Consider the following 7693-nt stretch of genomic DNA (forward strand, 5'->3'; position numbering starts at 1 on the left):
CCGTCAGGCCGCCACCACACCCCCCCCCCGCCCCCGGGCGGCCCCCCCCCCGGGCCCCCCCGCCGTGGGAGAGGTCTGCGTCACACGCGGACGAGCATCTTGCCGAGGTTGTCGCCGCGCAGCAGGCCGAGGAACGCCGCCGGGGCGTTCTCGATGCCGTCCACGATCGTCTCGTCGTAGGACAGCGTGCCGTCGCGCAGCCAACCCGAGACGTCGCGCACGAACGCCGCCCGCACGTCGTTGTGGTCGTTGACCAGGAAGCCGCGCAGGGTGAGCCGCTTGCCGATGACCAGCGCCAGGTTGCGCGGTGCGGCCGGCGGCTCGGTGGCGTTGTACTGCCCGATCATGCCGCAGATGGCGGCCCGACCGTGCAGGTTCATGGCCGAGATCGCGGCCTCCAGGTGGTCACCGCCGACGTTGTCGAAGTAGACGTCGACGCCGTCCGGGGCGGCCTCCCGCAGCGACTCGCGGACCCCGTCGTGGTAGTCGAAGGCGGCGTCGAAGCCCAGTGCCCGCAGCCGTTCGACCTTGGCTGGCGAGCCGGCACTGCCGATCACCCGGCCGGCGCCCTTGAGCCTGGCGATCTGGCCGACCAGGCTGCCCACCGCGCCGGCCGCGGCGGAGACGAAGACAGTCTCGCCGGGCTTCATCGCGGCCACCTCCAGCAGGCCAGCGTACGCGGTCAACCCGGTCATGCCGAGCACGCTCAGGTACGCGCTCACCGGGGCGATGCTCGGGTCGACGGGGCGGGCCGCGGCGGCGTCGAGCAGCGCGTACTCCCGCCAGCCCAGCCCGTGCAGGACTGTGGTTCCGACGGCGACGTCCGCCGCCTCGCTGGCCACCACCTCACCGATCGCGGCACCGTCGAGTGGCGCGTCGAGCGCGAACGGCGGCACGTACGACTTGACGTCGTTCATCCGTCCGCGCATGTACGGGTCGACGGACATGTACTGGTTGCGGACCACGATCTGGCCCGGTCCGGGCGTCGGCACCTCGGTCTCGACGAGCCGGAAGGTGTCTTCGGTGGGCCAGCCCTGGGGGCGGCTGGCCAGGTGGATCTCGCGGTTGCTGGTCACGGGGTGGTCGTCCTCTCGTCCGCGGATGGGGGCCTGGGGCCGCGAGGTCACGCGGACAGGGTCTCGCGGACGGTGAGGGTGACGTCGACGTTGCCACGGGTGGCGTTGGAGTACGGGCAGACCTGGTGGGCCTGCTCGACGATCTGCTCGGCGACCTCGCGGGGCGCGGCGGGCAGGTCGACGACGAGCTGCACGGTGAGCCCGAAGCCGCCGCTGCCGTTCGGGCCGATGCCCACCTCGGCGCCGACCACGGAACCGGTCACGTCGGCCTTGGCCCGGCGGGCCACCAGCCGCAGCGCGCTGTGGAAGCAGGCCGCGTAACCGGCGGCGAAGAGCTGCTCGGGGTTGGCCGCGCCACCCGCGCCGCCCATCTCCTTCGGCACTGCCAGGTCGAGTGCGAACGTGCCGTCGGAGGTCTCGACGTGGCCGTCCCGGCCGTCGCCGGTGGCGGTCGCGGACGCGGTGTAGACAACCTGCATGGTGGTCACTGCTCCTTCTGTCGGTGGATGGTGTCGGTGACCCGGGTGAGGGTGTCGCGCAGCGCGACGAGCTCGCCGAGGCCCAGCCCGGTGGCCTGCGCGATCCGCAGCGGGACATCGCAGACCCGCTCGCGCAGCGCCCGGCCCTGCTCGGTGAGGCCCACCTCGACCCGCCGCTCGTCGCGGGCCGACCGCCGCCGCACCACCAGGCCCGCCCCCTCCAGCCGCTTGAGCAGCGGGGAGAGCGTGCCGGAGTCCAGCCGCAGCTCGGCGCCCAACTCGGACACCGTCGGGGCGTCGTCGGGACGCTCCCAGAGCACCAGCAGCACCAGGTACTGCGGGTAGGTCAACCCGACCTCGTCGAGGATCGGCCGGTAGACGTCGGTCAGTGCGCGCGACGCGGCGTAGAGCGCGAAGCACACCTGCCGGCGCAGCACCAGGTCATCCGTCACCACTGAACCGTAGCCCACAATTAAGTTGTGCACAACTTAATTGGGCCGCGGGATCACCCGGCGGGCCGCGAGGACGGTCACCTCAGCGATCGCCGAGGTACGCCTCCAACTCCACCTCGACCAGGTGCTCCGGGTCCAGCAGACCGGCCACCACCACCAGGGTGGCGGCCGGCCGGACCGCGCCGAAGACAGCGTTGTGCGCCCGGCCCACCTCGTCGGCGTGCAGCCGGTCCGTCACGTACATCCGGGTCCGGACCACATCGCCCGGCTCCGCACCCACCTCGGCGAGCGCGGCCAACCCGATCCGCAGCGCCTGCGCGGTCTGCGCGGCCGCGTCACCGACGTGCACCACCCGGCCGTCCACTGTCGCCGTGCAACCCGCCGTCCAGGCCCGCTCACCGGCCCGGACCACCCGGGAGTACCCGTAGCGCTGCTCCCACGGGCCGCCCGACCCCAGCCTGATCGTCGTCACGCCTCGGCCAGCGTCCGCAGCGCCTCGGCCACAGTGAAGGCACCCGCGTAGAGCGCCTTGCCCGCGATCACGCCCTCCACCCCGGCCGACTCCAGGGTCGCCAACGCCCGCAGGTCGTCCAGGGTGGACACCCCACCCGAGGCGATCACCGGCCGGTCCGTACGGGCACACACCTCGCGCAGCAGATCCAGGTTCGGCCCGCGCATCGTCCCGTCCTTGGTGATGTCGGTGACCACGTACCGACTGGCGCCCGCCTTGTCCAACCGCTCCAGCACCTCGTACAGGTCACCACCGTCGCGGGTCCAACCCCGCGCCGACAGGGTGTTGCCCCGCACATCCAGCCCGATGGCCACCCGGTCGCCGTACTCCGCGACCACCCGGTCACACCAGACCGGGTCCTCCAGGGCGGCGGTCCCGATATTCACCCGGGCCGCTCCGGTGCCCAGCGCCGCACGCAGCGACTCGTCATCACGGATGCCCCCGGAGAGCTCCACCTTCACATCCAACTGGCGCACCACCTCCGCGAGCAGGTGCGCGTTGGTGCCCCGACCGAACGCCGCGTCCAGGTCGACCAGGTGGATCCACTCCGCGCCGTCCTGCTGCCAGGCCAACGCCGCGTCCAACGGGTCGCCGTAGATGCTCTCGCTTCCGACGGCGCCCTGCACGAGCCGGACGGCCCGGCCGTCAGCGACATCCACGGCGGGTAACAGGGTGAGGCTCAAGGTCTTCTCCTCGATCAGGTACGACGGTCCAGGGCGATCACCACGATCGCCGGCAGTACGAGCAGCAAGAGCGCGATCAGCGCGATACGCAGCGCCAGGTTGTCGACAAACGTCCAGATCAGGAGCAACGCCGCGCCGGTGAGCAGCACGATCGCGGCCCGCTCACCCCTAGTGTGCCGGGCCAGCCGGCCGGAGCGACCCCGCCGCAGCCGCGGCGTCAAACTGCGGACCACCGCGCGACGGCGCTGCCGGCGGGCGACCTGACGCTGCCGGACCGCCCGTTCCCGGGCCTGCTCCGCCTCCCGCTCCGCCCGTCGGCGGGCGCGCTCCCGGCTCACCGCGACGCCCGTTGCTCGGGCACCGCGCGACGGCGCTCAGTCACCGCTGGGCAACGTGGCGAGCCAGTTGCGCAGCAGCGCGGCACCGGTGTCGGCGGACTTCTCCGGGTGGAACTGGGCCGCCGACAACGAGCCACGCTCCACCGCCGCGACGAAATCCGTGTCGTGGTGGGCGGTGGTCACAGTGGCACCGGCAGCGGCCAACGCCGCCGGGTCGCCCATCGCGTACGAGTGGACGAAGTAGAACCGGCTCTGCTCCGTCAAGCCGGCGAACAGCACCGACTCCCGCGGAGCCCGGACCGTGTTCCAGCCCATGTGCGGCAACCGGGCGGCGGCCAACCGGGTCACCCCGCCGGGCAGCAGCCCCAGCCCCTTGGTCACCACGCCATGCTCGTCACCGTGCTCGAAGAGCACCTGCATGCCCACGCAGATGCCCAGCACCGGCCGGCCGGCAGCCACCCGTTCGGCGATCACCGGACCGGCGCCCAGCGCCTCGATCCCCGCCATGCACGCCGCGTACGCGCCCACCCCCGGCACCACCAGACCATCGGCGGCAGCCGCCGCGGACAGGTCGTCGGTCACCCGGACGTCCGCTCCGGCGGCGGCCAGCGCCCGCTCCGCCGAGCGCAGGTTGCCCGAGCCGTAGTCGAGCACCACCACGTCACTCATGTCGTCACCCCGATCACCCGTTCTCCGGCAGCAGCCGCAGCACCCCGGCGACAGTGGCGAGCACCGCGAGCGCCGCGGTGATCAACACGGCGGCCTTCGGCGCGCCCTGCCGGTAGAGCGACCAGGTGCCGCCCACCAGCACCCCGGCCAGGATCAGCAGCAACGTCGGCAACGCGGCACCCATCAGAGCCACCTTCCATTCGCGACTGCGGGGCTCCGCTGCGCTGCACTCCTCGCGCTCATCAGAGCGCGCCCTTCGTGCTCGGAATCGCTCCGGCGGAACGCGGGTCGATCGAGGTGGCCTCGCGCAACGCGCGGGAGACCGCCTTGAACTGCGCCTCCACCACGTGGTGCGCGTCCGGGTGACCACCCGGACGGGCCGCCCGCAGCACGTCGACGTGCAGCGTGACCCGGGCCGCCTGACCGAAGGACTCCCAGATGTGCCGGGTCATGCTGGTCGCGTACACCGGCCCGATGTACGGGGCGAGCACCGGCTCGTCGTGCACCACGTACGGACGACCGGAGAGGTCCACGGCGGCCCGGACCAGCACCTCGTCCATCGGCACCGTGGCCGAGCCGTACCGCCGGATGCCGGCCTTGTCGCCCAGCGCCTGGTCGAACGCCGCACCCAGCGCCAGCGCGGTGTCCTCGATCGTGTGGTGCGCGTCGATCTCCAGGTCACCCACCGTGCGCACGGTCAGGTCGAAGCCGCCGTGCCGGGCGATCTGGTGCAGCATGTGGTCGTAGAAGCCGACGCCGGTACTGATCTCGGCGGCACCGGTGCCGTCGAGATCGATCTCGACGAGGACCTTGGTCTCCTTGGTGATCCGTTCCACCCGGGCGGTCCGACTCATTGCGAAGTCTCCATTGCAGAAAGGAAGGCGTCGGTCTCGGCGGCGGTGCCGGCGGTCACCCGCAGCCAGCCGGGCAGGCCGACGTCACGGACCAGCACCCCCTGTGCCAGCAGGGCGTTCCAGACGACGGTCTGGTCGCCGCCCACCTCGAAGAGCACGAAGTTGGCGTCGCTGTCGGCGACCCGCAACCCCCGCTCGCGCAGCGTCGCCACGATACGGTCCCGCTGCGCCATGATCGCGCTCACCGTACCGAGAAGGGCGCCGCGGTGCGCCACCGCCGCGCGTGCGGCGGCCTGGGTGAGCGCGGAGAGATGGTACGGCAGACGGACGAGCTGCACCGCCCGCACCACCGCCGGGTCGGCGGCCAGGTAGCCCAGCCGGCCACCGGCGAAGCCGAACGCCTTGCTCATCGTCCGGGTGACCACCAGCCGCGGGTGGCCGGGCAGCACCGCGAGGGCGCTGACCGTCCCGGGCCGGGCGAACTCGGCGTACGCCTCGTCCACGACCACCATGCCAGGCGCGACGTCGAGCACCGCGGCGATCACCGCCGGGTCCAGTGCGGTGCCGGTGGGGTTGTTCGGCGAGCAGAGGAAGACCACGTCCGGCTGGTGCTCCCGGACCTGGGCGACCGCCTCCTCGGCGGTCAACCCGAAGTCGACCCCGCGCGCGGCGGGCACCCACCGGGTGCCGGTGCCGAGGGCCAGCAGCGGGTGCATCGAGTACGCCGGAACGAAGCCGAGCGCGGTGCGCCCCGGCCCCCCGAACGCCTGGAGCAGCTGCTGCTGGATCTCGTTGGAGCCGTTCGCCGCCCACACCTGCTCGACGGTGAGCCCGTGCCCGAGATAGTCGGCCAGGTCGGCGCGGAGCGCCACCGCGTCCCGATCCGGGTAGCGGTTCAGCTCGCGCAGCTCGGCCGCGAGCGCCTTGCCGATCGCCTCGACCACCGGCTCCGGAACCGGGTGGGAATTCTCGTTGGTGTTGAGCCGCACCGGCACGTCCAACTGAGGCGCCCCGTACGGCGACAGCCCCCGCAGGTCGTCGCGGATCGGAAGATCGCTCAGACTGGTCACGCCGACCCTCCCGGGAAACGGGCCTGGACCGCCTGGCCGTGCGCGGGCAGGTCCTCCACGTTGGCCAGGGTGACCACGTGCGGGGCCACGTCGCGCAGCGCGGCCTCGGTGTACTCGATCAGGTGCACACCGCGCAGGAAGGACTGCACGGACAGGCCGGAAGAGTGCCGGGCGCAGCCGCCGGTGGGCAGCACGTGGTTGGAGCCGGCGCAGTAGTCGCCGAGCGACACCGGCGACCAGGCGCCCACGAAGATCGCCCCGGCGTTGCGGACCCGCAGCGCCCACTCCCGGGCGTCGACCGTCTGGATCTCCAGGTGCTCGGCCGCGTACGCGTCGACCACCCGCAGCCCAGCCTCAAGGTCGTCGACCAGGACCACGCCGCTCTGCTCACCGGTCAGCGCCGTGGTGACCCGCTCGGTGTGCTTGGTCGCCGGCACCTGCCGGGACAGCTCCGCCTCGACCGCCTCGACCAGCGCCACCGACGGGGTGACCAGCACGCTCGCGGCGAGCGGGTCGTGCTCGGCCTGACTGATCAGGTCGGCGGCCACGTGCGCCGGGTCGGCGGTGTCGTCGGCCAGGATGGCGATCTCGGTCGGCCCGGCCTCGGCGTCGATGCCGACCACGCCGCGCAGCAGCCGCTTGGCGGCGGTCACCCAGATGTTGCCGGGGCCGGTGATCAGGTCGACGGGGTCGCACCGCAGCTCACCGGCCGGGTCCACCGCCGCGCCGTACGCCAGCATCGCCACCGCCTGGGCCCCGCCCACGGCGTACACCTCGTCGACGCCGAGCAGCGCGCACGCGGCGAGCACCCGGGGATCGGGCAGGCCGCCGTTGTCCTTCTGCGGCGGGCTGACCACCACCAGCGAGCGCACCCCGGCCGCCTGGGCGGGCACCACGTTCATCACCACCGTCGACGGGTACATCGCCAGACCGCCGGGCACGTAGAGGCCGACGCGGTCGACCGGCAGCCACCTCTCGGTGACAGTGCCGCCGGGCACCACCTGGGTGACGTGATCGGTGCGCCGCTGGTCGGCGTGCACCCGGCGGGCCCGGGCGATGGACTCCAGCAGCGCGGCACGCACCGCCGGGTCGAGCACCCCCTCGGCCTCGGTGATCGCCTCGACCGGCACCCGCAGCACCTCCGGGGAGATGCCGTCGAATCGTTCGCTCGCTTCCCGGATCGCCGGGTACCCATGCTCACGGACCGCCTCCACCAGAGGACGGATGCGCTCGACGGCGACGGACACGTCGAGCTGGGCACGGGGCAGCAGGCGGCGCGGGTCACCGAGACCGTCGCGCAGGTCGATCCGATTCAGCACCCTTGCGAGTCTAGGCGGCCGGCCCGACGCCCACCCGAGCCGCCCGTACGCCGGGACGGTGAGCCGGGCCACGCCACCGCGGGCGAGATTGGTTAGGCTCGACCATGTGACCGCACGGCTGCCGGTGTTCCCGCTCGCAACGGTGCTCTTTCCCGGGTTGGTGCTGCCGCTGCACATCTTCGAGGAGCGCTACCGGGCGCTGGTCCGACACCTGGTCGGCCTGCCCGACGGTGCCCCGCGCG

Annotated in this window: 12 protein-coding genes; 1 reads left to right on the forward strand and 11 read right to left on the reverse strand. The window is 72.9% G+C overall.

The genetic code is table 11. The features are described 5' to 3' along the window. Nucleotides 1–80: 80 nt before the first annotated feature. From ABZ749_RS24675 to hisD, 11 genes are all read right to left on the reverse strand, one after another. On the reverse strand, nucleotides 81–1076 hold the full coding sequence (locus ABZ749_RS24675; RefSeq protein ID WP_357231697.1) for an NADP-dependent oxidoreductase: 996 nt from the start codon (nucleotides 1074–1076) through the stop codon (nucleotides 81–83). A gap of 47 nt (nucleotides 1077–1123) precedes the next feature. Further along, nucleotides 1124–1555 carry an organic hydroperoxide resistance protein gene (locus tag ABZ749_RS24680; RefSeq protein WP_112668570.1) on the reverse strand — a complete coding sequence of 144 codons (432 nt, stop codon included), beginning with the start codon at nucleotides 1553–1555 and terminating at the stop codon, nucleotides 1124–1126. A gap of 5 nt (nucleotides 1556–1560) precedes the next feature. Beyond that, complete coding sequence (locus ABZ749_RS24685) at nucleotides 1561–2007, reverse strand: MarR family winged helix-turn-helix transcriptional regulator (RefSeq protein ID WP_357231700.1); 447 nt, start codon at nucleotides 2005–2007, stop codon at nucleotides 1561–1563. Between the two features lie 82 nt (nucleotides 2008–2089). Further along, nucleotides 2090–2479 carry a RidA family protein gene (locus ABZ749_RS24690; RefSeq protein ID WP_357231703.1) on the reverse strand — a complete coding sequence of 130 codons (390 nt, stop codon included), beginning with the start codon at nucleotides 2477–2479 and terminating at the stop codon, nucleotides 2090–2092. Then, nucleotides 2476–3201 (reverse strand): bifunctional 1-(5-phosphoribosyl)-5-((5-phosphoribosylamino)methylideneamino)imidazole-4-carboxamide isomerase/phosphoribosylanthranilate isomerase PriA, encoded by a 726-nt coding sequence (gene priA / locus ABZ749_RS24695; protein WP_357202526.1) that lies wholly within the window; start codon nucleotides 3199–3201, stop codon nucleotides 2476–2478. The genes ABZ749_RS24690 and priA overlap by 4 nt, the downstream gene beginning before the upstream one ends. Nucleotides 3202–3215: 14 nt before the next feature. Beyond that, the gene (locus ABZ749_RS24700; protein ID WP_355007656.1) at nucleotides 3216–3539 is read right to left on the reverse strand and encodes a hypothetical protein; all 324 of its coding nucleotides are present in this window, start codon (nucleotides 3537–3539) and stop codon (nucleotides 3216–3218) included. A 36-nt stretch (nucleotides 3540–3575) separates the two neighbouring features. Continuing rightward, on the reverse strand, nucleotides 3576–4208 hold the full coding sequence (gene hisH, locus ABZ749_RS24705; protein ID WP_357231706.1) for an imidazole glycerol phosphate synthase subunit HisH: 633 nt from the start codon (nucleotides 4206–4208) through the stop codon (nucleotides 3576–3578). A gap of 13 nt (nucleotides 4209–4221) precedes the next feature. Beyond that, nucleotides 4222–4392 carry a hypothetical protein gene (locus ABZ749_RS24710; protein WP_167362522.1) on the reverse strand — a complete coding sequence of 57 codons (171 nt, stop codon included), beginning with the start codon at nucleotides 4390–4392 and terminating at the stop codon, nucleotides 4222–4224. A gap of 58 nt (nucleotides 4393–4450) precedes the next feature. Further along, nucleotides 4451–5062 carry an imidazoleglycerol-phosphate dehydratase HisB gene (gene hisB / locus ABZ749_RS24715; RefSeq protein ID WP_030334475.1) on the reverse strand — a complete coding sequence of 204 codons (612 nt, stop codon included), beginning with the start codon at nucleotides 5060–5062 and terminating at the stop codon, nucleotides 4451–4453. Beyond that, complete coding sequence (locus ABZ749_RS24720; protein ID WP_357231709.1) at nucleotides 5059–6132, reverse strand: histidinol-phosphate transaminase; 1074 nt, start codon at nucleotides 6130–6132, stop codon at nucleotides 5059–5061. Before ABZ749_RS24720 ends, hisB begins: the two co-directional genes overlap by 4 nt. Next, nucleotides 6129–7451 carry a histidinol dehydrogenase gene (gene hisD, locus ABZ749_RS24725; protein WP_357231712.1) on the reverse strand — a complete coding sequence of 441 codons (1323 nt, stop codon included), beginning with the start codon at nucleotides 7449–7451 and terminating at the stop codon, nucleotides 6129–6131. The genes ABZ749_RS24720 and hisD overlap by 4 nt, the downstream gene beginning before the upstream one ends. Nucleotides 7452–7557: 106 nt before the next feature. Here hisD and ABZ749_RS24730 point away from each other — a divergent pair. Then, a partial coding sequence (locus ABZ749_RS24730; RefSeq protein WP_357231715.1) for an LON peptidase substrate-binding domain-containing protein occupies nucleotides 7558–7693 on the forward strand: 136 nt, incomplete at its 3' end.

The sequence above is a fragment of the Micromonospora sp. NPDC047753 genome (genome assembly GCF_040642735.1).
Taxonomy (GTDB): domain Bacteria; phylum Actinomycetota; class Actinomycetes; order Mycobacteriales; family Micromonosporaceae; genus Micromonospora.